The organism is Mesorhizobium sp. AD1-1 (assembly GCF_020164655.1).
In the GTDB taxonomy this organism is placed as follows: Bacteria; Pseudomonadota; Alphaproteobacteria; order Rhizobiales; family Rhizobiaceae; genus Mesorhizobium; species Mesorhizobium ciceri.
Map to the genome: position 1 here is coordinate 528670 of NZ_JAIUGP010000002.1, position 26587 is coordinate 555256.

Sequence of the window (26587 nt, forward strand, 5' to 3'; positions counted from 1 at the left end):
GACCGAAGGGACGACGAGCAGCGCCGAGCCTAAATGTCTCGCGGGGAAGTTAACAACTAATTGCTGCGATGCAATACGTCACGCTGCGTGACCAATGCTTCTTTGGTTCAAGGCCATGGAAATCGGGGCCGAACGGCGCCAGCCGGCTCAGTGTGCGGCTGCGAAATGTGTAGGTAGTGTGTCCGGCCCTTGCCGGACACAGGAAGCTCTAGACGCGCGCCATGCACACGGAAGTGTGGCCGGAGCCGATGAAGCCGAGCTGGCCGGCCGCGCCCTTCGACAGGTCGAGCACGCGTCCCTTGATGAACGGACCGCGATCGTTGATGCGCACGACGACGCTGCGGCCGTTGTTCTTGTTGGTAACCCTGAGCTTGGTGCCGAAAGGCAAGGTGCGATGCGCGGCGGTCATCGCCGACGGGTTCATGCGCTCGCCCGAGGCGGTTCTGGAGTGCAGGGCGTACCACGAGGCGCGGCCGCACTGGGCGGCGGCGGTCGCCGAAGAAGCGCCGACCATCAGGCCAGCAGCGATCGTTACCGCGACAATCGCGGTCTGTTTTGGGTTCTTCATATTTGAGGGATGGCTCCGTTTTTGACAGACCCCAGCCGTTAGGTGCCAAATAAGGCGGGAAATGCGGCAGTGATCTGGCGGTTCCGTGGCAATGGCACACGTTTGGAGTCGCTGGGTAACAGTCTGTCAGGGATTTTCCGGCACGCGATGATCAATCAACGATGATCTTTGTGTTGCTATCGGGCATCCGTTTGACAAGATCGAACATTAATATCCAAGTAGAGCTCGGCGCGACCGGACCACTTCCTTTGGCTCTTTTATCGCGGTCCCGATGCTGCAACCAATCGACTTCAAAAGGGAGATCCGGCAATGAGGCTGACCAAAAATCTGCTGGCGTTGATTGTGCTTGCCGTCGGCGCGCTGTGGTCGCTGCAAGGCATCGGCGTTGTCGGCGGCAGCTTCATGACCGGCCAGTCGCAATGGCTCTATATCGGCGTCGTCACCATGCTGGTCGGGCTGATCGGGTTGGTGTGGGCGAACCGGTCAAGCGGGTGAGCTTGATGAAAGGTCGACCCCCACTCCGGCCCTTCGGGCCACCTCTCCCCCGATCGACGGGGGAGAGGAAAAGCGCGAGCTCGCCGACCTTGGCTCCTTTCCTCTCCCTCCGGAGGGGGGAGAGGTGGCGCTGCGAAGCAGCGACGGAGTGGGGGAAGGCGGTCCTCGAGGGCCCTGCCCCCGACAGCCCTACCCGAACAGCCGATCCAGAATCTTGCCCTCCAGCCGGGCCAACTCCACCGAACCGCGACGGCGCGGCCGTTCCACGGGCACATCCAGATCGAGCGCGACCCGGCCTTCGCTGATCACCACGACCCGGTCGGCGAGCGCGACCGCTTCGGCGACATCATGCGTGACCAGCACGGCCGTGAACTTCTGCGCGATCCAGATGCGTTCCAGAAGCTGCTGCATCTCGATGCGGGTCAGGGCGTCGAGTGCGCCGAGCGGCTCGTCGAGAGCCAGGATCTGCGGGTGGCCGACCAGCGCGCGGGCCAGCGCCACGCGCTGCTTCTGACCTCCGGACAGCACCGAAGGCCATTCGTCAGCCCGGTCGGCAAGCCCGACCTCGCCGAGGATGTCGAGCGCGCGGTGCCTCGCTTCGCTACCGGTGGCGATGCCGGTCAGCCCGACCTCGACGTTTTCCACCACGCTGGCCCAGGGCAGGAGCCGCGGCTCCTGGAACATGAAGCGCGTGCGGCTGTGTCCTTCCTCTTCGACGCCGAAGGACAGCGATCCCGATGTCGGCCGGTCGAGCCCGGCCAGAAGCCGCAACAGCGTGCTCTTGCCGCAGCCGCTCTTGCCGATGACGGCAAGGAACTGCCCGGCCGGCACGTCCAGGTCGATGCCGTCGAGCACGGTCTTGTCGCCGAAGCGCTTGCCGGCATGCCTGAAGGCAAAGGCCCGCTGTCCTTCGACGGAGCCGATCGGCCGCACCGGCGTGGCGACGAAGGAACGGGCTGCGGTCAGGCTGGCGGCGGTCATGGGCAATCTCTCATCCGTTCTGGAAGGCCGGATGCCAGCCGAGCGACAGCCGCTCAAGCAGGCGGGCGAGGCTGTCGGCGAGCTTGCCGAGCAGCGCGTAGATCAGGATCGACAGCACGACGACATCGATCAGCAGGAATTCGCGCGCCTGCATGGCCATGTAGCCGAGGCCCGAACTGGCCGAGATGGTTTCGGCGACGATCAGCGTCAGCCACATGATGCCCAGGGCATAGCGCAGGCCGACGAAGATCGACGGCAGCGCGCCGGGCAGGATGACGCGGAAGAACAGGGCGCGACGGTCCATGCCGTAGACGCGGCCCATCTCGACCAGCTGTGGGTCGACGCTCTGGATGCCGAGCAGCGTGTTGACGTAGATCGGAAAGAACACGCCGAGCGCCACCAGGAACAGCTTGGCTTCCTCGTCGATGCCGAACCACAGGATGACCAGCGGGATCAGCGCCAGATGCGGAATGTTGCGGATCATCTGCAGCGTCGTGTCGGTCAGGCCGCGGCTGAGCGTCGACAGCCCGTTGGCAAGGCCAAGCGCAAAACCGATGGAGCCACCGACGGCAAAGCCGGCAAGGGCGCGCGCGGTCGAGACGCCGATGTTGCGGATCAGTTCGCCCGACAGCGTCAGCCGCCAGAAGGCCTCGGCGACCGCGCTGGGCGCCGGCAGCACGTTGGCCGGCATGACGCCGGCGCGGCTGGCAATCTCCCAGCCGGCAATGATCAGCGCCGGCAGCAGCCAGCCGATGGCGTTGCTATGCAGGCGCGTGGAAAAGCTCATGACGAAGCCTGCAGGCGGTTGGCGCCATGGAAGCCGACCGAGAATTCGTTGGCGATGTTCTCATGCGCCCGCTGCCGCCTGGTGCCGAGCCCGAGCTTCGGAAACAGAAGCTCGGCGACGCGGTAGGCCTCCTCGAGATGCGGATAGCCCGAGCCGATGATGGTATCGATGCCGATCGCCTGGTATTCGCGGATGCGCCCGGCGATCTGTTCCGGCGTGCCGACCAGCGCCGTGCCGGCGCCGCCGCGCACCAGCCCGACGCCGGCCCACAGATTGGGCGACACCACCAGCCTGTCACGGCGGCCGCCATGCAGCTCCGACATGCGGCGCTGGCCGACCGAATCCATCTGGTTGAGGAAGCGCGCCTGCGCGTTTTCGATCTGGGCGTCGGTGACATGGCTGATCAGCCGGTCGGCGGCGCGCCAGGCTTCGTCCTCGGTCTCGCGCACGATGAAATGCAGCCGGATGCCGAAGCGCAGTTTTCTGCCGCGCCGCGCCGCCTTTGCGCGCGCCGCGGCCAGCTTCTCGGCGACCTGCGCCGGCGGTTCGCCCCAGGTCAGATACATGTCGACGAGGTCCGCGGCGAGGTCCTGGCCGGCATCCGACGATCCGCCGAAATAGAGCGGCGGCCGTTCCTGGTGCGGCAGAAGGTCGAGGCGGCCATTTTCGACGCGGTAATATTTGCCGTTGAAATTGACCCGCTCGCCGGACACCAGGCCGCGCCAGATGGTCAGGAATTCATGCGCCTGGGCATAGCGCTCGTCATGCGGCAGGAAGACGCCGTCGCCGGCGAGCTCGGTCGGGTTGCCGCCGACCACGACATTGAGCAGCAGGCGGCCATTGCTCAAGCGATCGAGGGCGGCGGTCTGGCGTGCGGCGAAAGTCGGCAGCGTCACGCCCGGCCGCAGCGCGACCAGGAACTTCAGTTTTTCGGTGAGTGTCGCGAGGCCCGTCGCGGTGATCCAGGAATCCTCGCAATTCTGGCCGGTCGGCAACAGCACGCCGGGAAAGCCGAGCCGGTCGACCGCCTGCGCGATCTCCTTGAAGTAGCCGAATTCGGGCGGCCGCTGCTGCTCCTCGGAACCGAGATAGGAGCCGTCGCCATGCGTCGGGATGAACCAGAAGAAATCGAGCGGTGCGGTGCTGGCAGGCGCGGTCATGTCTGGCACAGTCACGGGCGGATCTCCTGGAGATATGGGTGCGAACGCAAATGGCGCCGGGCGTTCTCATCCGGCGCCGTCAGGGGACAAGTCAGTTGCCGGGTGCCGTCCACACCGCGTCGGAGATGCGGACCGCGTTCGGGATCAGCCCGAGCTTGAAGAAGCGGTCTGCGGTCGCCTGCTGGCCGGCGATGATCTCGTCGGTGATCGGGAAGACGCCGAATTTGGTGCGGTTGGCGGCGATGATCTGCGCGTCGAGCGGCACGCCGGTCACCTCATGCAGCGCCGCGGCCACCTTGTCGCGGTTCTGGTCGGCCCATTTCGCCGCCTCGCCCAAGGCTGATATCGTTGTGGTGACGGTTTCGGGATGCGCCTTGGCGAAGTCCTTGTTGGCGAGGAAATAGGTGTTGACCTTCAGCACCTCGCTGGAGCGGGCCAGCACACGCGGCTGGTAGCGGGTTTCGGCGATGGCGAAGAACGGATCCCAGACGGTCCAGGCATCGATCTGGTCGCTGGCAAAGGCTGCGGCCGCATCCGCCGGGCTGAGATAGACCGGCGTGATCTGGTCGAACGGGATGCCGGCCTTCTCCAGCGCGGCGACGAGCAGATTGTGCGCGCTGGTGCCCTTGCCGACACCGACGCGCTTGCCCTTGAGATCGGCGACCGACTGGATCGGCGACGCCGGCTTGACGAAGATCGCCTCGCCCTCGCCATTCGACGGCAGCGCTGCGGCATAGGCGATGTTGGCACCGGCCGACTGGCCGAAGATCGGCGGCGCGTCGCCGGTCCAGCCGACATCGATGGCGCCGACATTGAGCGCCTCGACCAGCGGCGGACCGGCGGTGAACTCGACCCACTTGACCGTCACGCCCTTGTCTTCAAGTGCCTTCTCGATCACCTGCTGCTGCCTGGCGATCACCGGCAGGCCGGTCTTCTGATAGCCGATGCTGAACTGCTTCAGCTCCTGCGCCGTGGCGCCGAACGACACGGCAACCGTCGCCGCCAGCAGGCCGATGCCGAAAACACGTCTCGTTAGATTGAACATTGATCCCTCTCCTTCGCTGCGGATCGGCGCCGGAAATGGCCTCGCCGGTTGGAAGATGGATGAGGCTAGGTAATTCTATAAATTTAGTAGAGGAATGATTTTGCGAGTTAGAGGGGAGAATGGGAATTATCTTCTTTGGCTACCTGGAATTCGCCATCCTGGGGTCTGCGCTGCGTCGCTTCGCTCCTTGCTCCGCCCTAGGATGACGAAGACGCGGGGGCTAGTGCCAATCGCCAATCCCCTCACTGCGACCAGTACTGCCAGGCCCAGTAAAAACTCTCGTCGCGTGGCGGCAGGCGGTCGCGCTCGGCGTCCCAGCGGACCGGCGTTGGCGATTTCGGTTGCTGTTCAAGCGGCTGGCTTTCCCTGGTCCAGGCGAGAAGCCAATTGCCGGCCTGGGCGAACAGCACGGCGGTGGAATGGGTCATCGGCATTCTCTCCTGCTCTTCTGGTTCCCAATCATTCGCGTCCCGCCCACGGGACGAGCACGCGCTCGATCCTGCGGAGGGTGAATTCCAGCACGAAGGCAATGGCCGCGATCACCAATATGCCCATCACCACCACGTCGGTGACGAGGAACTGGGCGGCCGACTGGATCATGAAACCAAGCCCGCGCGTCGCCGCCACCAGTTCGGCGGCGACCAGCGTCGACCAGCCGGCGCCGAGCGCGATGCGCAGGCCGGTCAGGATCGCCGGCAGCGCGCTCGGCAGGATGACATGGCGGACCACTTGGCGCTGAGTAGCACCCAGTGAGCGCGCCGCATTGATGCGTTCCTGCGAAACGCCGCGAACGCCGGACGCGGTCGACAATGCCACCGGCGCCAGCATGGAAATAGTGATCACCAGGATCTTCGACGGTTCGCCGATGCCGAACCAGATGACGACCAGCGGCAGGTAGGCGAGCGGCGGGATCGGCCGCAGGAACTCAAGCAGCGGATCGAAGATGCCGCGCCCGATCGTGCTGATGCCGATGGCGAGCCCAACCGGCACGCCGACGAGGATGGCGGCGATCAGCGCGGCGAAAACCCGGCCCAGGCTGGCGACGGCATGCTGCAGCAGCGTCGCATCGACGAAGCCGTCGCGGGCGACGGTGATGAACTTGTTCCACACCGCAACCGGCGAGGGCAGGAACACTGGCGACACCAGTTGCAGGCGGGCCGACAGCGCCCACAGCGCCAGCACCACCAGGATGGTCACCACGCTGACCGCGCGCGCGGAAACGCCTTTGCGTTTCGGGCTGGACCGCGACCACGGCACCGACAGGCCGTCGGTCTCGTCGACCTTGTGTCCCGGCCGCTCGGTGTAGGAGGTAACGGTCATGCCGCCTCTCCTTCGAAGATCGCGTCGGTTAGTTCGCCGCGCGCCGCGGCGAAGGCCGGGTCGGCCTTGATGGTGCGGATGGCCTCGCCCGATGCGTAGCGCCTGGAGAAACCGGGTTCGAAAGTTTGCACCACGCGGCCCGGACCAGGCGCCAGCACGACGATGCGGGTGGCCAGCACCAGCGCCTCCTCGATGCCATGCGTCACCATCAGCACGCCGACATCGCTTGCCGTCCACAGATCGAGCAGCGTCGTCTGCATGCGCTCGCGCGTCAGCGCATCGAGCGCGCCGAGCGGTTCGTCGAGCAGCAGGAATTCGGGTTCGGCGGCGAGCGCCCGGGCCAGGCCGACACGCTGGCGCATACCGCCGGAAAGCTCCCAGATGCGCTTGTCGCCGGCATCGGCGAGCTTCACCAGCGCCAGCAGCTCATCGGCGCGCCGCGCCCGCTCGGCCGGAGCGACACCGCGCAGCCTGAGCGCGAAGGCAACGTTTTCGCGCGCCGTCAGCCATGGGAACAAAGCATCGTTCTGGAACACCACCGCCCGGTCCGAGCCAGGTGCTGTGATCGGCTTGCCGTTGATGGAAGCCGTACCGCGCGCCGGCGCGACAAGGCTGGCGGCGACGTTGAGCAGCGAGGTCTTGCCGCAGCCGGAACGGCCCACCAGCACGACGAAATCGCCCTTGGCGACATCGATCGACACCCGCTCGACGGCAGGCGCTGCCTGGCCGTCATAGTGGATCGAGACCTTGTCCAGTACGAGATGCGGGTCGAGCACGAGATGCGGCATGGATGCCTCGCGGTTCGTTGAAATCCGACTGCCCCGGCCCTCGTCAGCGGTTCCGGGGCAGTCAGCACGCGGCGTTAGGGAAAAAGATCCGCGCGCGTTCAGAGCAATTCCAGGAAAAGCGTGAAGCGGTTTTCCGTCCGGAATTGCGTTAAGCGAGTACTAGTTCGAGGCGAGCGCCTCGGTGACGTATTTCGACGATACGTATTTCGAATAGTCGGGAAGCACGGCGTCGATCTTGCCTTGCTCCTTGAGGAAGGTGGATGTCGCTTCGACCGCCTTGACCGTGCCGCCGCCGAGGAATTTGTCGGAGGCCTGCTCTTCCAGCGTCGGGAAGACATAGCCCTTGAGCAGCTGCGGCACTTCTTCCAGCTTGGCGCCGGTGAGTTTGGCGATCGCGGCCGCCTGCGGCGACGATACCGACCAGGCTTCGGGCTTGGCGAGGAACTCGGCATATGCCGCGCCCGTCACCTTGACGAAGTCGCGCACCGCTTCCGGGTTCTTTTCGGCGAAGTCGGTGCGCACGATCCAGGCGTCGAAGGTCGGCGCGCCCCAGGCGGCGACCTGCGAGGAATCCACCACCACCTTGCCCGTCGTCTTGATCTGGCCGAGCGCCGGATCCCAGACATAAGCGGCGTCGATGTCGCCGCGCGAGAAGGCGGCGGCGATTTCCGGAGGCCGGAGATTGAGGATCTCGACCGACTTCGGATCGACGCCCTCATGCTTCAGTGCTGCGAGCAGGCTGTAATGCGTCGTCGAGACGAACGGCACGGCGACCTTCTTGCCGGCGAGATCGGCGATTTTCTCGATGCCGGCGCCGTTGCGTGCCACCAGCGCCTCGGATTCGCCGATCAGGCCGACGATGAAGATGGTCTGGATCGGCAACTCGCGGCTCGCCGCCGCCGCCAGCGGGCTCGAGCCGACATAGCCGATATCGACCGAACCGGAAGCGACCGCGGCGATGACATCGGCGCCGGAATCGAATTTGCGCCAATCAATGGTGGCCTTCGTCGCCTTTTCATAGGCGCCGTCGGCCTGCGGCACTTTCGAGGGTTCGACCACCGTCTGGTAGCCGATGGTGATCTTGAGGTCGTTGGCCAGGGCTGGGCCGAGGAAGGCCGCACCGGCAAGTGCCGCCGACGAGAGCAGAAGAATGCGTCGCGAAATGGTGGACATGAAGGGCTCCTGAAAAGAGAAAAACCGGAATGCTTCATAATAGTCATCTAATTCTATGGTTCTTGTAGAGTTAAATCCTTCCAACCAAGGCGGGCTTGTTAGAAAAAAGCTGTCGATGGTGAGGTGGTGAGGCGGATAGGGTGGTTGCGGTGGGGCAGAGTGTCGCCACAGGGCAGGCCTTTCGACGCCGGCGGGCCAGCGCCCCCCTCTGTCCCACCGACCTTTAACCTCCTGAACTGCGGTGATGGCTCCGCCTACGCCCACCGCGAACTAGAATTCCCGCTTCCGGCCTCTTCCAGGCAAATTCATGCCTCAAACAACCGCCGATTTGACAACCCATTCCGCGTGTTCGAGGGTAAGTATAGTAATCTTATCGACATTGAGACTGGAGGCGACGATGAGCAGTCACCATATCGCGATGATCGCGCCCCCAAACTCGTGCGCTTTTGTGTCCCTGTGGGCACAAAGGCTAGTCAAAATGGCCCGCGCGGCTTGAAAACGAAGCAAAATCAGCAGTTCTCGGCTTGTACATCATGTCACTAGAATTTATGTGTCATGCGGGCTTGGACGCGGCGGCAACGCACGCCAGGCGTTTTGCAACCGATGGTTCCATGCCGTCGCATGCCAGAGAAAATTTGATCTCATGCTCACCAAAAAAGGTAAGTACGGCCTCAAGGCGCTTGTCCACCTCGCGCGATTGCCGGCCGGGCAGCTCGCCTTCGTCAACGACGTCGCCACCGGCAACAACATCCCGAAGAAATTTCTCGACGCCATCCTGGGCGAGTTGCGCAATGCCGGCTTCGTCCAGAGCCGCAAGGGCAAGGATGGCGGCTATCGCCTGGCGCGCCCCGCCGACGAGATCAAGGTCGGCCATGTCGTGCGCGTCCTCGACGGTCCGCTGGCGCCGATCCCTTGCGCCAGCCGCACCCAGTACCAGCGCTGTGAAGATTGCAACGAGGCGACATGCCAAGTCCGACATCTGATGCTCGAGGTCCGGCAGGCGATCGCCGAGGTGCTCGATCAGCGCAGCCTCGCCGAAATGCGCGATATCTCTCTCGACGACCTGTCGGTCGGCATCGGCGATCTGCCGGTCGCGGTGAAGGTCCAGGCCTGACACTGGCGCTGCGCAGAGCGAAGGCATGCCTATGACCGGGCGCGCCAACTCCATCATCATTGTCGGTGGCGGCGCCAGCGGCGTCGTGCTGGCCGCGCATCTCCTGAAGTCGCCCAATCCCGACCTGCGCGTCACGCTGATCGAAAGGCGCCCGCATTTCGGCCAGGGCATCGCCTATTCGACGCTGCTGTCGGCGCATGTACTGAATGTCAGCGCCGCCGGCATGAGCGCCTATGCCGACGATCCCGGCAATTTCTGGCGCTGGCTTCAGGAACGCGGCCTGGCAACGGCTGAGGAGGCGCCCTTCTATGCGCCACGCAGCATCTATGCCCGCTATCTCGGCGAGTTGCTGGTCGATCTGGAAGCGCGGGAAAAGCAGAGCGGTCGGCTTCGGCTGATCCGCGAGGAAAGCCTCTCGATCACGCCCACCGCCTCCGGCGTCGAAGTGGCGCTGGCCAACGGCACCAGCGTGGTTGCGCATCTCGCCGTGCTGGCCACCGGCCACGACGAGGAGCCGGCGCAAGGCCATGCCATCAGGATGGGATCGGAAGCCGACACAGCACTTCCGCCCGGCGCCGGCGTCATGGTGCTGGGCACCGGCCTCAGCATGGTCGATGCTTTCCTGGCGCTGGAGCAACGCGGCCATCGCGGCGACATCATAGCTGTGTCCAGGCGCGGCCTGCTGCCCTCGCCGCATCGCAAGGGCAATCCGATCAAGCTCGACGTCGCCGACATTCCGCTCGGCACGCAGCTCTCCTATTTCGTCGGCTGGTTCCGCGACCTGATCAAGGAAAACCAGAAGGCCGGCATCGACTGGCGTGACGTCGTCGACGGGCTGCGGCCGTTCAACCAGAAGATCTGGCAGAACTGGCCGGCTTCCGCCAAACGCCGCTTCGTCGAGCACACCAAGGCCTGGTGGGACATCCACCGCCATCGCATGGCGCCCGAGGTCTACGCCCGTGTCACCGAGGCCGTGCAATCCGGCCGCATCCGCCTGGTCGCCGGCCGCGTCGTCGACATTGCGCGCAACGGCGAATTCACCGTCCAGGTCCAGTCGCGTCACACGCAGCGTCTCGAGACCTTCGAGGTCGCCCGCATCTACGATTGCTCTGGCATCGTGAGGGACATCTCGACGTCGTCGAACAGCGTCGTGCGCTCGCTGGTCGACCGCGGCCTGGCAAGGCCGGATCCGCTGCGCATCGGCCTCGACGTATCGACCAAATGCGAGATCATCGCCGGCGACGGAACCGTTTCGGCCAAGATCCTCGCCGTCGGCCCGCTGACGCGCGGCACCTTCTTCGAGATCGACGCCATCCCCGATATCCGCGTGCAGTGTGCAAGGCTGAGCAAGCAGCTGCTCGGCTAGGCTGTGTCGATATTCAGGTGATGCCGGCCTGCAAATGCGGCTTCCTGTGGCTTCCGGTGCTCACGTACCCAAAAGTACGCTCTGCTCCGGTTCTCGGAATCTGCCATTTTCGGCTCGGTCTGACCTGAATCTCAACACACCCTCCAAGCCCTTGAGGCACAAACCGGAATTTCATTCCGCATCTGGCCGGTTGATTGGCACGATCTATCTTCTTTCCGACTGCAAAGGGCTGGAAAAGAGGCTACGCTGCCGCCCTGCCCAGAGGCGGTCGCTTGGTCATGGAGCATCGATATGAGCGAGCATGAGATCGCCGCACTGGACAGTGCCCCCTCGGAAGCCGAATTGTCCCGCCTGCGTCCGCCCTACAAGTCGGTGCTCGACCTGATCGGCCAGACGCCGGTGGTCGAGCTGACCAAATTCGACACCGGCAAATGCCGGTTGTTCATCAAGCTCGAAAGCCAGAACCCCGGCGGCTCGATCAAGGACCGCATCGCGCTGTCGATGATCGCCGCGGCTGAAAAGCAGGGCAAGCTCAAGCGCGGCGGCACCATCGTCGAGGCGACGGCCGGCAACACCGGGCTTGGCCTTGCCCAGGTCGGCATCCCCAAGGGCTATCGCATCGTGCTGGTGGTGCCCGACAAGATGTCGCGCGAAAAGATCCAGCACCTGCGCGCGCTCGGCGCCGAAGTGCGCATGACGCGCTCCGATGTCGGCAAGGGCCATGCCGAATATTACCAGGACATGGCCGAGAAGATCGCGGCGGAAACGCCCGGCGCCTTCTATGCCAACCAGTTCGCCAACCCGGCCAATCCGCTGGCGCATGAATCCACCACCGGCCCGGAGATCTTTTCGCAGCTCGACGGTAACGTGGATGCCGTGGTGGTCGGCGTCGGCTCGGGCGGCACGCTGACCGGGCTTGGCCGCTACTTCGCAAAAGTGTCGCCGAAGACCGAAATGGTGCTGGCCGATCCGGTCGGCTCGGTGCTGGCGCCGCTGATCAAGACTGGCAAGATGGAAGAGGCCGGCAGCTGGACCGTGGAAGGCATCGGCGAGGATTTCGTGCCGCCCAATGCCGATCTGTCGCTGGTCAAGAAGGCCTATTCGATCCCCGACAAGCAGAGCATGCTGGCGGTGCGCGACCTCTTGTCCAAGGAAGGTATCCTTGCCGGCTCATCCTCGGGCACGCTGCTGTCGGCGGCGCTGCGCTATTGCCGCGAGCAGACGGTGCCCAAACGCGTCGTCACCTTCGTCTGCGACAGTGGCAACAAGTACCTGTCGAAAGTGTTCGACGATTTCTGGCTGGCCGAGCAGGGGCTGGCCGAGCACGAGCAGCATGGCGATCTGCGCGACCTGGTGATGCGCTCGCACCGCACCGGCGACACCGTCTATGTCGGCCCGGACGAAAGCCTGCTCAATGCCTATGGCCGCATGCGCCGCTCCGATGTCTCGCAGCTGCCGGTGCTCGACAATGGCAAGCTCGTCGGCATCGTTGACGAAAGCGACATCCTGGCCAAGGTCGACGGCCCTTATGACGGCCGCTGGGAGCGCTTCAACGGCCCGGTGCGCACGGCCATGACCTCCAACCTGCACACGCTGCAGGCCAGCCAGACGCTGGACGCGCTGCTGCCGGTGTTCGACCGCAACGAGGTCGCCATCATCTTCGACGGCGACGAATTCGTCGGCCTGATTACCCGCATCGATCTGATCAACCATCTGAGGCGCGCACGATGACCAGCAATACTCCGCCAGCCGGGAAAAACCGTCTGGCTTTCTCGACGCGCACCATCCATGGCGGCCAGAGCCACGACCCGCTGACCGGCGCGGTGATGGTGCCGATCTACGCCACCTCGACCTATGGCCAGCAATCGCCCGGCGTGCACAAGGGCTTTGAATATGCCCGCAGCCAGAACCCGACGCGCTTTGCTTTCGAGCGCGCGGTGGCCGACCTCGAAAGCGGCTCGGCCGCGTTCGCCTTCGCGTCAGGGCTGGCGGCGATCGCCACCGTGCTGGAGCTGCTCGATTCCGGTGCGCATATCGTCGCCACCGACGACATCTATGGCGGTTCCTTCCGGCTGATGGAGCGGGTGCGCAAGCGCTCGGCCGATCTGCGGGTCTCGTTCGTCGACTTCACCGACCTCGCCGCCGTGGAGGCCGCGATCCGGCCCGAGACGAAAATGCTGTGGGTCGAAACCCCCACCAACCCGCTGCTGCGCATGGTCGACCTCGAAGGCGTCGCCGCACTTGCCAGGCGCAAGGGGATTCTCACGGTCGCCGACAACACCTTCTGCAGCCCCTATATCCAGCGGCCGCTGGAGCTTGGCATCGATATCGTCGTGCATTCGACGACCAAATATCTCAACGGCCATTCCGATATGGTCGGCGGCGTCGCCGTGGTCGGCGATAACAAGGATCTGGCCGCCCAGCTGAAATTCCTGCAGAACGCCATCGGCGCCATTTCGGGCCCGTTCGACAGTTTTCTGGCGCTGCGCGGCCTCAAGACCTTGGCGCTCAGGATGGAGCGCCATTCCGCCAACGGGCTGAAGATCGCGCAATGGCTGGAAGCGCGCCGCGACGTCCGCCGCGTCATCTATCCCGGCCTCGCCAGCCACCCGCAGCACGCCGTCGCCGTCCAGCAGATGCATGCCTTCGGCGGCATGATCACAGCCGTGCTCGACCGCGACCTAGCCGGCACCAAAAAGTTCCTCGAACGCACGCAATTGTTCACGCTCGCCGAAAGCCTCGGCGGTGTGGAGAGCCTGATCGAACACCCGGCGCTGATGACGCATGGCTCCATACCGGCGGAGAAACGGGCCGAGATCGGCATATCGGATTCGCTGGTAAGGTTGTCGGCGGGGATCGAGGATGGCGATGATCTGATTGCGGATCTGGAGCAGGCGCTGGCGGGTTAGAAGCTTAATCAACTTGCAACTTCAGCGTTGCCCCTCATCGCCCTGCCTTGGCTCCTTTCCTTTCCCTCCGGAGGGGAGAGAGGTGGCTCGGCGAAGCCGAGACGGAGTGGGGGAAGGCGTTCGCAGACGCGCAGTCGCCGCAAGACAGGCACAATCTGACGAGCAAGAGACCTCAGGGCGCGCGGCGAGGGTCGACCCCCACTCCGTCGAGCTTCGCTCGACACCTCTCCCCCGATCGACGAGGGAGAGGAAGGGCAAGGGGCGGCGCGCGGACGTCTCATGATGATGGACCGGCCAATTGACCCCGAACCCCATCTGCCCGAAATGTAGCGCCCCATGGCCACGCGCGAACCACCCAAGCCCACTGAACCCCTCACTTTCGCCGTGCTGGTGTTCCCAGGTTTTCCGATGATGGCGTTCAGCTCGGTCATCGAGCCGCTGCGCGCCGCCAATGTCCTGGCGAAACGGCAATGCTATCGCTGGATCATCGTCGGCGGCACGAAAGGTGCGGTCGAGGCGTCGAACGGCGTCGTCATCCAGCCGGGCTTTTACGCCGAGCATGCGCCGAAGGTCGACCGCATCGTCGTCTGCTCGGGCGGCGATGCCGATCACCTCGTCGCCGAGGACGCTGCACACTGGATCCGCAAGAGCCTGCGCAATGGCGCCCATATCGGTGCGGTGGCGGATGCCGCGTTCTTCCTGGCGCGCGCCGGCCTGCTCGACGGCCATGCCTGCACCTTGCACTGGACCAGCCAGGCCGCCTTCACCGAAGCCTTCCCCAACATCGAGCTCAGGCGCGACCTCTATGTTATCGACCGCAAGCGCTTCACCTCGGCCGGCGGTGTCGGCAGCCTCGACATGATGCTGGAGATCATCACCCGCGACTACGGCGCCGAGCTTGCCGCCGGCGTCGCCGAATGGTTCGTGCACAGCCAGCTGCGCTCCAGCATCGACCGCAAGATGATGCCGCTGCGCCTGCGCACCGGGGTCCAGAACGAGCTGGTGCTGTCGGCCATCGCCATCATGGAGGACGCGGTCGAGGAGCGGCTCGGCATGGCCGAGCTGACCGCGAAGCTCGGCGTGTCCTCAGACAAGCTCGAGCGCTCCTTCCGCTCCGAACTCGCCATCTCGCCCAATGGCTATTACCGGCGCCTGAGGCTCAAACGCGCCGCCGATCTTTTGGCGCATTCGACGCTCGCCGTGCGCGACGTGGCGCTGGCGTGTGGGTTTGCCTCGATGTCGAGTTTTGCCCGGGCGTTTCGCGAGGAGCATGGCCATCCGCCGAAGCTGGCGCGACGGCATTAGGCTTGGCGCTCGCTGACGCGGTGAGATGTTGGCGGGACAGCGCCCCCCTCTGTCCTGCCGGACATCTCCCCCTCAAGGGGGGAGATCGGACTGCATCTCTGCTTTCGCCAATCTCAGATGTTGAAGAAAAGAACGGCGGCATCGAAAATGCCAATCTCCCCCTTGAGGGGGAGATGCCGGGCAGGGCAGAGGGGGGCGCGAAGGATCGCGACGCAACCGATTAGCCAGCGGCATCCCGCACAACAGCTGCGGTTTTCCGCACAATCCTCCCGCCCCTCTTGCGCCATGCTCCGACCTCGCAACCCAGCCAAGGCCGAGCCCATGAGCATCGTCGTTTTCGACCCCGACAGCACCGAGGACGTGGACTTCAAGGACCGCATGCGCCACCCCGCGGCGGCCGATCCGGCCGGCGGCATGTGGCTGTCGGACACCGAACCGTCCTTCATCGATGCCGACGCCTTGCGCAAAGGCCGGCTGGCCAAGCTGCGCGGCTGGATGCGCGAGGCCGGCTATGGCGGCGTGGTGCTGTTCGATCCGTACAACCAGCGCTACGCCACCGGCTCGCGCAACATGTTCGGCTATTTCCTGCGCAACTCGACCCGCTATTTCTTTATCCCGACCGACGGGCCGATCGTGCTGTTCGAATACCCGCAGAGCTATCATGTCTCCATGGTACTCGACACGATCGACGAGGCGCGGCCTTCCAAGTTGGTCTGGTCGTCGGTCTCGGGCCGCGACGACGAGACCGCAGGTCCGTTCGCCGACGAGATCGCCGAGCTTTTGAAAAAGCATGGCGGCGGCTCGATGAAGCTCGGCCTCGACCGCTGCAGCCATCTGCAGGCGCTGGCGCTGGAAAAGCGCGGCTGTGAGGTCAGGGATTGCCAGGGCGAAATCCTGGCGGTGCGCGCGGTGAAGACGCCGGAAGAGGTCAAATGCCTGCAGGTGTCGATGGCCGGCGCTGAGGCCGCCGTCTATGCGGTGCGCGAGGCGATCAAGCCCGGCGTTTCCGAAAACGACCTGTTCGCCATCATGTATGGCGAGGTCATCCGCCAGGGCGGCGAGTTCATCGAGACGCGGCTGCTGACATCAGGCCAGCGCACCAACCCCTGGTTCAACGAGGCCAGCGGCCGCAAGATCCGCCCCGGCGAACTCTTGGCGCTCGATACCGACACCATCGGCTGCTACGGCTATTATTCGGATTTCTCGCGCACCTTCCGCTGCGGGCCAGGCAAGCCGACGCCCTACCAGAAGTCGCTCTACCGCATGGCGCACGATCAGGTTCAGCACAACATTTCGATCGTCAAGCCCGGCATGGCCTTCCGCGAGATCGCCGAGCAGGCGTGGAAGATCCCCGACCGTTTTGTCGACCAGCGCTACACCTCGGTCATGCACGGCGTCGGCATGCATGGCGAAACGCCGTTCATCGCGCATGCCATGGATTACGAGACCTATGGCCGCGACGGCCATATCGTGCCAGGCATGGTGGTGAGCGTCGAAAGCTATATCGGCGAAAAGGGCGGCCGCGAGGGCGTCAAGCTGGAGGACGAGATCCTGATCACCGAGACGGGCACGGAGTTGCTGTCGCGCTTTCCTTATGAGGACGAGTTTCTGGAGACGCAGGTTTGATACGGGCAACCAATGAGCGCCTCGTTGCCTGGCGCCCCCCTCTGTCCCGCCGGCATACGGAAGGGTCTTTGACTGCCTCGCCCATGCATCACGCAGGCGCCGCATGAAAACGCCCATCTCCCTCAAACCCGGCACGGTGGCCGCGATCTTCATCGACCTGCAGGAAGAGCACCGGCAGGACCCGCGCTACCTCGTCGAGGGCTTTCCCACGATCCTCGCCAACGTCCAGCGCCTGCAGGCGGCGGCGCGGCAGAACCATGTGCCGCTCTACCACTGGGCCTACATCGTCGATCTCGACAGCCAGGACCGCCCGTTTCATCCGCTCGGCGAGGACGGCAAGTCGGCCTTCTCCGACAAGAGCGATCCGCTGACCGAAATCTGCCGTGAGGTGGCGCCGGCCAAGGGCGAGGCGCTGCTGATCAAGGCCGAGGCCAGTGCCTTCCGTTCGGGGCCGGCGGCGCGCGACATCAAGTCTTCAGGCATCGAATGGCTGGTTGTCGCAGGCGTCTGGACCGAGGCCTGCATCGACGCGTCGGTCAAGGATGCGGTGGCAAAAGGCTTTCGCGTGCTGCTGGTCAAGGATGCCTGCGGCAGCGGCAGCGCGGCCATGCACCAGACCGGTATCCTCAACCTCGCCAACCGGCTCTATGGCGGCGCCGTCACCGACACCGACGGCGCCTGCCGGCTGCTGGCCGGCGAAACCGTCACCGTCTGGCAGGTCGAGGGCTCGGTGCCGCTGCGTTTCAGCTTCGACAACGCGGCCGCGCTCTACGCCGATCTATGACGCGCGGCTCTTACGAAACACGGCTCGACCCGGCCCTTTGGGCCTATATCGACGCCGTCAACGCCTGGTATTCGCCCGAAATCATCGGCCTGCCGATCGACAAGCAGCGCGCCGTCTACGACAGGATGAGCCGGGCTTTCCACCAGGGCCGCCCGGCTGGCGTCAAAGCCAGCGACGGGCTGATCGCCGCCGCCGGCCGCGACATCCCGGTCCGGCGCTACCGGCTCGAGGGCAACGCCCAGGCGATGGTGATCTACTACCACGGCGGCGGCTTCATCCTCGGCGGGCTCGAAAGCCATGACGACATCTGCGCCGAGCTCTGCGCAGGCACAGGTTTCGACGTGCTGTCGGTCGATTACCGGCTGGCGCCGGAGCATCTGCACCCCGCCGCCTTCGACGATGCGGTGGCCGCCTTCGAATGGGCAGCGGCGAGATCAGGCCTGCCGCTGGTGCTGTGCGGCGAAAGCGCCGGCGGCAATCTGGCCGCGGCGGTGGCGCAGGCGACGCGCCGGCACGCCAGCGCTGCCATTGGCCAGGTGCTGATCTACCCCGAGCTCGGCGGCGACGAGCGCGCCGGCTCCTACATCGAACACGCCGACGCGCCGCTGCTGTCGGTGGCCGACGTCGCCTTCTACCGCGACGTCCGCTCGGCCAGGCGCCAATCGCTGGACGATCCGACTTTTGCGCCGCTGCGCGACAAGGATTTCACCGGCCTGCCGCCGACGGTGATCGTCACCGCCGAATGCGACCCGCTGTCGTCGGATGGCGAGACCTATCGCGACCGCGTTGTGGCCGCCGGCGGCAAGGCGTGGTGGCACGAAGAGCCGAGGCTGGTGCACAGCTTCCTGCGTGCCCGCACCACGGTGCCGGCAGCCGCGGAAGCGTTTGCGCGGATTGTCGGCGCGGTTGGCGCGCTGGGCAGGGGCGAGTGGCCGTATTGAACGTGGCGAAGGCCCCCTCATCCGGCCGCTTCGCGGCCACCTTCTCCCCGCTGGGGAGAAGAGGGAAGCGCCGGCGCTGCAAGTCTCCTCTCCGCTCGGGGAGAGGTCAGCCGAGCGAAGCGGAGGCTGGGTGAGGGGGCTTCGTAGAGCGGTCCCCTCTCCGTCTCGGCTTCGCCGAGCCACCTCTCCCACTTTCGTGGGGCGAGGAACCCAAGCCTACCCCGCGGAACCCCGCACAATCACTGCGGAAAAGCGAACACTCCGCGGCGTCACCCCGCTCTATCATTCCCCCTCAGGCAACGGCGCCCCGGCGGTCGCGTCCGCCCCCGCGCCTGTCGATCGGCCGGGGCGATTTTTCTGTGCATGCCATTGTCCCAAAACCGCTGGGCACTTTTGGGCGGCATGCATCAACAACAGGGGAACGACGATGAAATTCATGCTGACCGACCGCAAACTCCACCCGCAAGCCAAACCCGTGGCCGACGATTTCAAGGCCGGCGGCATCAACCGCCGCGAATATCTGGCGCTGATGGCCGGGCTCGGCGTCAGCGCCGCCGGGGCGCTGGCGCTGGGCGGACTTGGCGCCATCCCTGCTCGCGCGGCGGAACCCAAGAAGGGCGGCGTCCTGCGCGTCGCCATGAACGTCAAGGGTTTCAAGGACCCGCGCACCTTCGACGGCGTCGAGATGTCGAATGTCGCCCGCCACTGCAACGAATATCTGGTGCGCTGGAACACCGACTTCTCCTTCGAGCCCTGGCTGCTCGAAAGCTGGGAGGCGAGCGACGACGCCAGGACGCTGACCCTGCATGTGCGCAAGGGCATTTCCTGGTCGAACGGCGATGCCTTCAACGCCGACGATGTCATTCACAACCTCACCCGCTGGTGCGATGCCTCGGTGCCCGGCAATTCGGTCGCCGCGCGCATGGGCGCGCTGGTCAACGCCGAAACCAAGAAGGTCGTCGATGGCGGCATCGAAAAGGTCGACGACTTCACCATCAAGCTGAACCTGCCGAAGCCCGACATCTCGCTGATCGCCGGCATGGCCGATTATCCGGCGCTGATCATGCACCGCTCCTATGAGGGCGACGGCGATCCCCTGAAGGCGCTTGCCATCACCACCGGCCCCTGCGAGCTGGTCAGCTGGGATGCCGAGACGGGTGCGGAGGTGAAGCGCAAGGAAAAGCCCTGGTGGAAGGGCGAATTCCATCTCGACGGCATCAAATGGGTCGACTACGGCTCCGACCCCAACGCCATGCTCTCGGCCTTCGAATCCGGCGAGATCGACACCGACCACGAGACCGCTTCCGATGCCGTCTCGCAGACCGAGACGATGGGGCTGATGAATTCCGAGATCGCCACCGGTTCGACCATCGTCGCCCGCTTCAATGTCGCCAACGCTCCCTATGACGACGTCAAGGTGCGCCGCGCCGCCCAGCTCGCCGTCGACAATGCCGCCGTGCTGGCGCTCGGCCTCGGCGGCCGCGGCAAGCCCGCCGACAACCATCATGTCGGCCCCATGCACCCCGAATATGCCGATATCGGCCCGGCGAAGCGTGACGTCGAGCAGTCGAAGAAGCTGTTGGCCGAGGCCGGCAAATCAGACCACGAGTTCGAGCTCATCTCCGTCGATGTCGAATGGCAAAAGAGCACCGGCGACGCCATCGGCGCGCAGATGCGCGAGGCCGGCCTGAAGATCAAGCGCACCGTGCTGCCGGCCGCCACCTTCTGGAACGACTGGAGCAAATACCCCTTCTCCTGCACCGAATGGCTCGGCCGCCCGCTCGGCGTCCAGGTGCTGGCGCTGGCGTATAAATCCGGCGCCGCCTGGAACGAAAGCGCCTATGCCAATCCCGAGTTCGACACGCTGCTCGACAAGGCACTGGCGACACCCGACGCCAAGGCGCGCAAGGAGATCATGGGCAAGATCGAGCAGAATCTGCGCGATTCAGGCATCATCATCCAACCCTACTGGCGCTCGGTCTACCGGACCTATCGCAAGGGCGTGGAGGGTTGCGAACAGCACCAGGCGCTGGAGCAGCATTTCGAGAAGGTGTGGATTGAGAGTTGAGAGGCGGTCCGCGCTAGCGGACGTAAAGCCAATTGCTTGGCTTTACGAGCCTCGAACGCTCTGAGCCTGCGAAGGGCCGGGCGACGGTGATGCGCCGGCATTTCTAACCTTCTCCCCTTGTGGGAGAAGGTGGATTGCCGCGCAGCGGCAAGACGGATGAGGGGTGTTCCAGCTTGGCGATACGCCAACAGTAAACGCCCTGAACCAGAGCAGAACCTTCACCGCCTCACTCCGTCACGCACCCCTCATCCGTCTCGGCGCTGCGCGCCGATCCACCTTCTCCCACAAGGGGAGAAGGTCAGAAGCGTCAGCGCCCCTTCAAGTGCGGCGCTGGCCGGTGGATCGCTGCGATCATCTGCGGGTGGAAAATGGCCGGCGCGAATGCCGGTGAGGCAGTTGCCTGAGCCCGCGCCGGCCATTGGCGACCTGATAAGGGTCCGCCGCCCGGAGTTTTTACCGCCCCGCTGATGCCCGATCAACCAGGCCGGACGTTTGGTACGGAAGCGGACAAAAGCTCACCGCTCCGCCCTCAGCAGCGCCCAGATCCAGCCAACAAAGGTCAGCACCAGGAACGGATAGCCGGCGGCGGGCAGCGGCGCCGAGGTCGGCAGCAAGGGCGCGCCCCAGAGGATCATGCAAGCCGAGACGACAAACAGCACGGCGGCCACGAGCGCGGTGAGCCGCATCCACAGGGCGAAAGTCTTCGGCGCGCTGACCATGACCAGTGCCGCCGCCCACAGCGAGATGCCGCCGACATAGGAGGGCACGCTGGCCTCCAGCCCCGCCGCATTGCCGGCCAGCAGCAGGGTCTCGCCGGCGAGGAAGGTTAGGAACCCGGCAGCTACGCAGTCATTGCCGAGCCGCTGGTATTTCATGGTCAGCAGCGCGGTGGCGAACACCAGTGCCGCGCCGTCGATCGTCCAGAGTGTTTCGCGCAGCGGCGCGCTGGCGACGAAGGTGCCGGCAAGGCCGAAGGCACCGCCGATGGCGAGGGCGATCGCGGCGACGGTGTCCGATGTGGTGCGCATGTGGTGTCTCTCCAAGCTGCAAGAAAGACGCTCCCGTGCCGGGCATTCAAAGAGCGGTCCCGCGCCGCGTGCCATTTTCTGGCGGATTGATGTGGAAGAAAGCATTACTTTGCCAAGCTGAATATCACGATCGTATCTGGCTTCGACGTCAAGCGATGTACTTCCGAGGGAGAACGCCACGTCAAATTTGACGATTGGAATCGACCATTCTACAGGTGTTATGCGGCGACAAATGTATTGTCGTTTTTTGGTTGGGGGGACGATGACCGGGATATTGGAAGCTATTCAGTTGGTGTTGTTGCAAACACGACCAAAGCGCTGGCGGCGCGCATCTACTCGTACTTGGCGGCCGATATCGCGCGGAACTTCCAAATTCGCTCGGCCATATTGCGAAAATCCTTTGAAAAGAAATCTCTAAATGACGTCATTGGTGACGCCGTTCACGTTGGTTTTGCTCAGTCAGGACTTTTGAACGGTATCTCCGAGCCAGCCATCAAAACTGTTATTGCCTCACCTGTAATTCTCTCGCACGCTCTCGATGGTATCCGTCTTCAGAAGGCGGGAGGTAAGATCTGGGACATTATTGGCACCATCTATATTACGTCTGGAGGTCAACAGAACGACGCAGATGATTTTGTCGCTGCCCTTGGAGCAGCTCTTGAGGCAGTTGTTGCTTCTCTCATCGAAAAGAAAGTCATATTAGATTCAGAGAACACTGTCCAGCAAAAGCGGCGAGAAGACAGGTTCCGTCGAACCGAGTCGGCATTAACGAATCTAAATTTCGGAAATGATTTAACTCACCCGGAGAACTTTTCAGTTTCCCTACTCGGAATTGCTACCTGTAGCGAGACCGACAGCTATGTCTTCCACACCATCGCATCCAACGTGGAGCGTCTAGTGGACGAGATAGATGTACATGGTGCATTTGGAGATATTCATAGAGTCTCATTGGACGACGTGTTCGTTGACTTATCATTGCAAAGATACGCGGTAGGCCGCGAACGCATCCAGGGCAGCTTTAGATTCGAGAATCTTGCTGGACATGCGATCTGGAGTGAACCATCGGACGAAATCTCCGGATGGTCGGGCCTTACGAAAGTAGCGCAGCGACGCGTTCTCCTCGGAAACCCAGGAGGAGGGAAGAGTACACATTCTAAGAAGGTGTGCTTAGAAATTTCACGAGCGGCACAGAAAGGTGGGATTGTTCTACCATTCTTTCTCCAGCTTAGATCTTATGCTGCAGCGCGTAGCCGCCAATCTAGTATTAGCATAATAGAATATATCTATACAATAGCTCACGAATATGTGCCCGATGTGGAGCAGGACGAGTTATTGAAGATAATCAACTACCTTCTCTCCGTAGGAAGGTGCTTCGTGGTCTTCGACGGGCTTGACGAAGTGTTGAGCGGGTCAAGTCGCCTCGAGATAGCAAAGCTGGTGAACGCGTTTTGTGACCGATATCCACTTTCTTCATTTTTGGTCACTTCACGCATTGTGGGCTACGAGACGGCCCCTTTGAAAGGATTTGACCATTTTATTGTTAGAAAACTTGATGACAAACAGATAGGTGAAATTTTTACCAAAGTTTCTATCTCTGTTCTCGGAAAAGCAAAAGAACGCGTTGATCGTGAACGGGCGACCTTCATGTCAGATGCGAAGAAAAAGGCAGACGAGTTAATTTCAAATCCGCTATTGCTAACACTTATAACAATAATACACGCAAGACGAAAGGAAATTCCCGATAATCGCGCAGATCTATATGCAACATGCGCTGACCTGTTGTTTGAGCGCTGGGATAGCTTTCGTGACATTAATCCTGATTTGCCTGAGCGCTATAGGCTTTATGATTTGCTGATGCACATCTCAGCATTGTTGTACGAGGACCCCGCTTATGGAGGAAACATAAATAGGTCGGATTTACTGAAAGTCTCCAAGAGGTTCTTCTTGAGTGACTACACGGACAACGCCCAGGGAAAGGCCTCCGAAGCAGCTGTTAAATTGGTCGATCACCTGACAGGTAGAGCTTGGATACTTCATGAGGTCGGGGATGAGGTGTTCGAATTTACGCACCGCACTTTTTTGGAATTCTTCTATGCCCAATCGTTGGACGCGCGATTTGAGGTAACAGAAGCGCTGCTCGATGATCTTTTGCCTTATATCCGCGAGGGCCAACGCACGCTGCCTGCGCATCTATCCCTTCAGATGCGAGCGCGCGATAAACGTGCTGTGTCGGATCGCATCGCTCGGCATCTCACAGAAGCCAAGAAGAATGTGAATGTATTGCGGTTTTGTTCTGACACTCTGGAATATCTAACTCCAAATGGAGAAGCGCTCATAAATTATGTGCGGCATCTGACGAGTCTCGCGATGAAGTTGGGAGACGACATGTCTCTCTTGCACATCGTTGGTACGGAAAACCCTCTAAGGAATGTTATTTTTTCCGCGTTTGCCGATGAATTCATTAAAACCAAAAATGTGGAACAGCTAGCCGGATTCTCGCCGGTACTTGATGGATTAGCTCGTATTTCAGGTTACTCAACCAAGGCGCTGCCCCAAGAGCTTTTGCCGTCCATGGCGAAAATCTCCGATGCGTTTCGTTCTTGGCAGATAAGATCGCCGTTCGTTCTGCGATGGATCTTTGATTGCACAGCCGATCCCGACTGGGATCTCGCACGATCATTCAATCTGCGCCTGTGGACGAGTAAATGGACAAAGAACCGCAACGAGGGAGCATTGTTTGACGGTGTTCGGATGCTTTCGGAGGTCGCATCTCATGCTGATGGATGGCCACTCGAAACGTTGCCGTACGCAAAGTTAGCATATGCTGTAGCAGAAAGTTCGTTTGCAAATGCAGGAAAGTACGAGCTAATAGTAAATTACAACAATGTTCGAGGGCTGGGGGTGGAAACCCACACAAAAGGCATTCGCCTAGAAGAAATGAATGACGATGCTATAAGTGCGGCTCTGTTTGCAGCAATGTTTCTTGTTGAGACGAGAGAAATATACGGATTTGTAGACAAGACGTCGGAAGTTAAACAAAGTGAGAGTTTTTTTAGTCTAGTTGGGCGCAAGGAGGGTTATAAATTTTGCCAATTCGTGCGACTTTGGCTCAACTCAGAGGCTTCACTCTTTGGGGGAGGCAGAGGAAAGGATGTAAGAGATCGAGTAGTCGCTCAATTGCAATAGTAATCAATCCCCCATCTTCAGCGCCTGGATAAACGCCTCCTGCGGGATATCCACCTTGCCGAACTGCCGCATCCGCTTCTTGCCTTCTTTCTGCTTGTCCAGCAGCTTGCGTTTGCGCGAGACGTCGCCGCCGTAGCATTTGGCGGTGACGTCCTTGCGCAGCGCCGAGATGGTTTCGCGGGCGATGACCTTGCCGCCGATGGCGGCCTGGATCGGGATCTTGAACAGGTGGTGCGGGATCAGCTCCTTCAGCTTCTCGCACATCTGCCTTCCGCGCTTTTCCGCCGCCGTGCGGTGCACCAGCATGGAGAGCGCGTCGACCGGCTCCTCATTGACCAGGATCGACATCTTCACCAGGTCGCCCTCCCGGTAGTCGGTCAGGTGATAGTCGAACGAGGCGTAGCCCTTGGAGATCGACTTCAGCCGGTCGTAGAAATCGAAGACGACCTCGTTGAGCGGCAGATCGTAGATCAGCATGGCGCGCTTGCCGACATAGGACAGGTCGGCCTGGATGCCGCGCCGGTCCTGGCAGAGTTTCAATATGCCGCCGAGATAGTCGTCGGGGGTCAATATGGTGGCGCGGATCCACGGCTCCTCGATCGCCGAGATCTTGACCACGTCCGGCATGTCGGCCGGGTTGTGCAGTTCCTTCATCGAGCCGTCGGTCAGAGCCAGCCGGTAGACGACGCTGGGCGCCGTAGCGATCAGGTCGAGGTTGAACTCGCGCTCCAGCCGCTCCTGGATGATTTCCAGATGTAAGAGGCCAAGGAAGCCGCAGCGATAGCCGAAGCCGAGCGCCGCGCTGGTTTCCATTTCAAAAGAGAAGCTGGCGTCGTTGAGGCGCAATTTGCCGACTGCGGCGCGCAGATCCTCGAAATCGGCGGCGTCGACCGGGAACAGGCCGCAGAACACCACAGGCTGCGCCGGCTTGAAGCCGGGCAGCGCCTTGGCGGTGGCGCGCTTGTCCTCGGTGATGGTGTCGCCGACGCGGGTGTCGGCCACTTCCTTGATCGAGCCGGTGAAGAAGCCGAACTCGCCGGGGCCGAGCTCCTCGACATTGATGCGCGCCGGCGTGAACACGCCGGTGCGCTCGACCAGATATTTGGCGCCGGTGCCCATCATGCGGATGGTCTGGCCCTTCTTCAGCACGCCGTCGATGACGCGCACCAGCACGATGACGCCGAGATAGGCGTCGTACCAGCTGTCGACCAGCATCGCCTTCAGGGGCGCCGTGGCGTCGCCTTCGCGCGGCGGCGGCAATTGGTGGACGATGGCCTCCAGGACGTCCGGAATGCCAAGGCCGGTCTTGGCCGAGATCAGCACGGCGTTGGAGGCGTCGATGCCGATCACCTCCTCGACCTGCTCGCGGATGCGCTCGGGCTCGGCGGCCGGCAGGTCGACCTTGTTCAGCACCACGACGATCTCGTGGTTGTTGTCGATCGCCTGGTAGACATTGGCCAGCGTCTGCGCCTCGACGCCCTGGGAGGCGTCGACGACCAGCAGCGAACCCTCGCAGGCGGCCAGCGACCGTGACACTTCATAGGCGAAGTCGACATGTCCGGGCGTGTCGATCAAATTGAGGATATAGTCCTCGCCATTGTTGGCGCGGTATTTCAGCCGCACCGTCTGCGCCTTGATGGTGATGCCGCGCTCGCGCTCGATGTCCATCGAGTCCAGCACCTGCTCCTTCATGTCGCGCAGCTCCAGCCCGCCGGTCAGCTGGATCAGCCTGTCGGCAAGCGTGGATTTGCCATGGTCGATATGGGCGACGATGGAGAAATTGCGGATGTGGTCGAGGGGCGTGCTCATGGCGCGCGTTTAGCAGGGGTGGCTTGCCCGAGCAAGCTGTGCGCCTTTGCCGGAGCAGGCAGCACGGGCACCTGTCGCTTTTTTCGCGCTTTTCGCGAAAAATCTATAAATTTTAACCAAGCCCGTTAGAGCAT

22 protein-coding genes are annotated in these 26587 nt (G+C 62.8%); 11 read left to right on the plus strand and 11 right to left on the minus strand.

The features are described 5' to 3' along the window. Positions 1-208 precede the first annotated feature (208 nt). Positions 209-568 carry a septal ring lytic transglycosylase RlpA family protein gene (locus tag LB519_RS06045; protein WP_013528714.1) on the minus strand — a complete coding sequence of 120 codons (360 nt, stop codon included), beginning with the start codon at positions 566-568 and terminating at the stop codon, positions 209-211. Between the two features lie 309 nt (positions 569-877). On the opposite strand from LB519_RS06045, the gene LB519_RS06050 reads away from it, so the two are divergent. Further along, positions 878-1063, plus strand: a complete 186-nt coding sequence (locus tag LB519_RS06050) for a hypothetical protein (RefSeq protein WP_024502222.1) — start codon at positions 878-880, stop codon at positions 1061-1063. Positions 1064-1252: 189 nt separating this feature from the next. Here LB519_RS06050 and LB519_RS06055 read toward each other — a convergent pair whose 3' ends face one another. From LB519_RS06055 to tauA, 8 genes are all read right to left on the minus strand, one after another. Continuing rightward, positions 1253-2044 (minus strand): ATP-binding cassette domain-containing protein, encoded by a 792-nt coding sequence (locus tag LB519_RS06055; RefSeq protein ID WP_063173426.1) that lies wholly within the window; start codon positions 2042-2044, stop codon positions 1253-1255. Positions 2045-2054: 10 nt separating this feature from the next. After that, entirely contained in the window at positions 2055-2831 is a 777-nt protein-coding gene (locus LB519_RS06060) for an ABC transporter permease subunit (RefSeq protein ID WP_027161252.1), read from the minus strand. Next, complete coding sequence (gene ssuD / locus LB519_RS06065; protein ID WP_164767829.1) at positions 2828-3991, minus strand: FMNH2-dependent alkanesulfonate monooxygenase; 1164 nt, start codon at positions 3989-3991, stop codon at positions 2828-2830. The genes LB519_RS06060 and ssuD overlap by 4 nt, the downstream gene beginning before the upstream one ends. 91 nt (positions 3992-4082) lie before the next feature. Further along, positions 4083-5036 carry a sulfonate ABC transporter substrate-binding protein gene (locus LB519_RS06070; protein WP_224619025.1) on the minus strand — a complete coding sequence of 318 codons (954 nt, stop codon included), beginning with the start codon at positions 5034-5036 and terminating at the stop codon, positions 4083-4085. Positions 5037-5278: 242 nt separating this feature from the next. Beyond that, positions 5279-5464 (minus strand): hypothetical protein, encoded by a 186-nt coding sequence (locus tag LB519_RS06075; protein ID WP_013528709.1) that lies wholly within the window; start codon positions 5462-5464, stop codon positions 5279-5281. A gap of 31 nt (positions 5465-5495) precedes the next feature. After that, complete coding sequence (locus LB519_RS06080; RefSeq protein ID WP_127366862.1) at positions 5496-6356, minus strand: ABC transporter permease subunit; 861 nt, start codon at positions 6354-6356, stop codon at positions 5496-5498. Then, the gene (locus LB519_RS06085) at positions 6353-7144 is read right to left on the minus strand and encodes a taurine ABC transporter ATP-binding protein (protein WP_224619026.1); all 792 of its coding nucleotides are present in this window, start codon (positions 7142-7144) and stop codon (positions 6353-6355) included. Before LB519_RS06085 ends, LB519_RS06080 begins: the two co-directional genes overlap by 4 nt. A 159-nt stretch (positions 7145-7303) precedes the next feature. Beyond that, the gene (gene tauA, locus LB519_RS06090) at positions 7304-8317 is read right to left on the minus strand and encodes a taurine ABC transporter substrate-binding protein (RefSeq protein WP_024502228.1); all 1014 of its coding nucleotides are present in this window, start codon (positions 8315-8317) and stop codon (positions 7304-7306) included. A gap of 643 nt (positions 8318-8960) precedes the next feature. Here tauA and LB519_RS06095 point away from each other — a divergent pair. From LB519_RS06095 to LB519_RS06135, 9 genes are all read left to right on the plus strand, one after another. Next, positions 8961-9431: an RrF2 family transcriptional regulator gene (locus tag LB519_RS06095; protein WP_013528705.1), complete on the plus strand. Its 471-nt coding sequence runs from the start codon at positions 8961-8963 to the stop codon at positions 9429-9431. 31 nt (positions 9432-9462) lie between these two features. After that, positions 9463-10797, plus strand: coding sequence for an FAD/NAD(P)-binding protein (locus tag LB519_RS06100; protein WP_013528704.1), 1335 nt, complete (start codon positions 9463-9465; stop codon positions 10795-10797). Positions 10798-11088: 291 nt separating this feature from the next. Continuing rightward, positions 11089-12528 (plus strand): pyridoxal-phosphate dependent enzyme, encoded by a 1440-nt coding sequence (locus LB519_RS06105; RefSeq protein WP_063173432.1) that lies wholly within the window; start codon positions 11089-11091, stop codon positions 12526-12528. Continuing rightward, the gene (locus LB519_RS06110; protein WP_224619029.1) at positions 12525-13706 is read left to right on the plus strand and encodes a trans-sulfuration enzyme family protein; all 1182 of its coding nucleotides are present in this window, start codon (positions 12525-12527) and stop codon (positions 13704-13706) included. The genes LB519_RS06105 and LB519_RS06110 overlap by 4 nt, the downstream gene beginning before the upstream one ends. A 336-nt stretch (positions 13707-14042) precedes the next feature. Next, on the plus strand, positions 14043-15011 hold the full coding sequence (locus LB519_RS06115; RefSeq protein ID WP_224619030.1) for a GlxA family transcriptional regulator: 969 nt from the start codon (positions 14043-14045) through the stop codon (positions 15009-15011). A gap of 321 nt (positions 15012-15332) precedes the next feature. After that, the gene (locus tag LB519_RS06120) at positions 15333-16637 is read left to right on the plus strand and encodes a M24 family metallopeptidase (RefSeq protein ID WP_127385197.1); all 1305 of its coding nucleotides are present in this window, start codon (positions 15333-15335) and stop codon (positions 16635-16637) included. Positions 16638-16740: 103 nt separating this feature from the next. Beyond that, entirely contained in the window at positions 16741-17421 is a 681-nt protein-coding gene (locus tag LB519_RS06125; RefSeq protein WP_224619032.1) for an isochorismatase family protein, read from the plus strand. After that, a complete protein-coding gene (locus tag LB519_RS06130) occupies positions 17418-18362 on the plus strand; it encodes an alpha/beta hydrolase (protein ID WP_224619034.1) in 945 nt (314 codons plus the stop codon). The genes LB519_RS06125 and LB519_RS06130 overlap by 4 nt, the downstream gene beginning before the upstream one ends. Before the next feature lie 427 nt (positions 18363-18789). Beyond that, on the plus strand, positions 18790-20430 hold the full coding sequence (locus LB519_RS06135) for an ABC transporter substrate-binding protein (RefSeq protein WP_224619045.1): 1641 nt from the start codon (positions 18790-18792) through the stop codon (positions 20428-20430). A 515-nt stretch (positions 20431-20945) separates the two neighbouring features. On the opposite strand, the gene LB519_RS06140 is transcribed toward LB519_RS06135, so the two are convergent. Then, positions 20946-21458: a hypothetical protein gene (locus tag LB519_RS06140; protein WP_224619046.1), complete on the minus strand. Its 513-nt coding sequence runs from the start codon at positions 21456-21458 to the stop codon at positions 20946-20948. Positions 21459-21695: 237 nt separating this feature from the next. Here LB519_RS06140 and LB519_RS06145 point away from each other — a divergent pair, with 237 nt between their 5' ends. Then, positions 21696-24644 (plus strand): NACHT domain-containing protein, encoded by a 2949-nt coding sequence (locus LB519_RS06145; protein ID WP_224619047.1) that lies wholly within the window; start codon positions 21696-21698, stop codon positions 24642-24644. 3 nt (positions 24645-24647) lie between these two features. Here the strand turns inward: LB519_RS06145 and lepA are convergent, their stop codons facing one another. Next, positions 24648-26453 (minus strand): translation elongation factor 4, encoded by a 1806-nt coding sequence (gene lepA / locus LB519_RS06150; protein WP_224619056.1) that lies wholly within the window; start codon positions 26451-26453, stop codon positions 24648-24650. Positions 26454-26587 lie beyond the last annotated feature (134 nt).

Coding starts and splice junctions, on each gene's coding strand:
- LB519_RS06050 (WP_024502222.1), top strand. CDS start 878: ATGAGGCTGACCAAAAATCTGCTGGCGTTGATTGTGCTTGCCGTCGGC.
- LB519_RS06135 (WP_224619045.1), top strand. CDS start 18,790: ATGAAATTCATGCTGACCGACCGCAAACTCCACCCGCAAGCCAAACCC.
- LB519_RS06130 (WP_224619034.1), top strand. CDS start 17,418: ATGACGCGCGGCTCTTACGAAACACGGCTCGACCCGGCCCTTTGGGCC.
- LB519_RS06085 (WP_224619026.1), bottom strand. CDS start 7,144: ATGCCGCATCTCGTGCTCGACCCGCATCTCGTACTGGACAAGGTCTCG.
- LB519_RS06100 (WP_013528704.1), top strand. CDS start 9,463: ATGACCGGGCGCGCCAACTCCATCATCATTGTCGGTGGCGGCGCCAGC.
- LB519_RS06045 (WP_013528714.1), bottom strand. CDS start 568: ATGAAGAACCCAAAACAGACCGCGATTGTCGCGGTAACGATCGCTGCT.
- LB519_RS06105 (WP_063173432.1), top strand. CDS start 11,089: ATGAGCGAGCATGAGATCGCCGCACTGGACAGTGCCCCCTCGGAAGCC.
- LB519_RS06120 (WP_127385197.1), top strand. CDS start 15,333: ATGAGCATCGTCGTTTTCGACCCCGACAGCACCGAGGACGTGGACTTC.
- LB519_RS06075 (WP_013528709.1), bottom strand. CDS start 5,464: ATGACCCATTCCACCGCCGTGCTGTTCGCCCAGGCCGGCAATTGGCTT.
- lepA (WP_224619056.1), bottom strand. CDS start 26,453: ATGAGCACGCCCCTCGACCACATCCGCAATTTCTCCATCGTCGCCCAT.
- LB519_RS06055 (WP_063173426.1), bottom strand. CDS start 2,044: ATGACCGCCGCCAGCCTGACCGCAGCCCGTTCCTTCGTCGCCACGCCG.
- LB519_RS06110 (WP_224619029.1), top strand. CDS start 12,525: ATGACCAGCAATACTCCGCCAGCCGGGAAAAACCGTCTGGCTTTCTCG.
- LB519_RS06115 (WP_224619030.1), top strand. CDS start 14,043: ATGGCCACGCGCGAACCACCCAAGCCCACTGAACCCCTCACTTTCGCC.
- ssuD (WP_164767829.1), bottom strand. CDS start 3,991: ATGACCGCGCCTGCCAGCACCGCACCGCTCGATTTCTTCTGGTTCATC.
- LB519_RS06095 (WP_013528705.1), top strand. CDS start 8,961: ATGCTCACCAAAAAAGGTAAGTACGGCCTCAAGGCGCTTGTCCACCTC.
- LB519_RS06080 (WP_127366862.1), bottom strand. CDS start 6,356: ATGACCGTTACCTCCTACACCGAGCGGCCGGGACACAAGGTCGACGAG.
- LB519_RS06060 (WP_027161252.1), bottom strand. CDS start 2,831: ATGAGCTTTTCCACGCGCCTGCATAGCAACGCCATCGGCTGGCTGCTG.
- LB519_RS06125 (WP_224619032.1), top strand. CDS start 16,741: ATGAAAACGCCCATCTCCCTCAAACCCGGCACGGTGGCCGCGATCTTC.
- LB519_RS06140 (WP_224619046.1), bottom strand. CDS start 21,458: ATGCGCACCACATCGGACACCGTCGCCGCGATCGCCCTCGCCATCGGC.
- LB519_RS06070 (WP_224619025.1), bottom strand. CDS start 5,036: ATGTTCAATCTAACGAGACGTGTTTTCGGCATCGGCCTGCTGGCGGCG.
- tauA (WP_024502228.1), bottom strand. CDS start 8,317: ATGTCCACCATTTCGCGACGCATTCTTCTGCTCTCGTCGGCGGCACTT.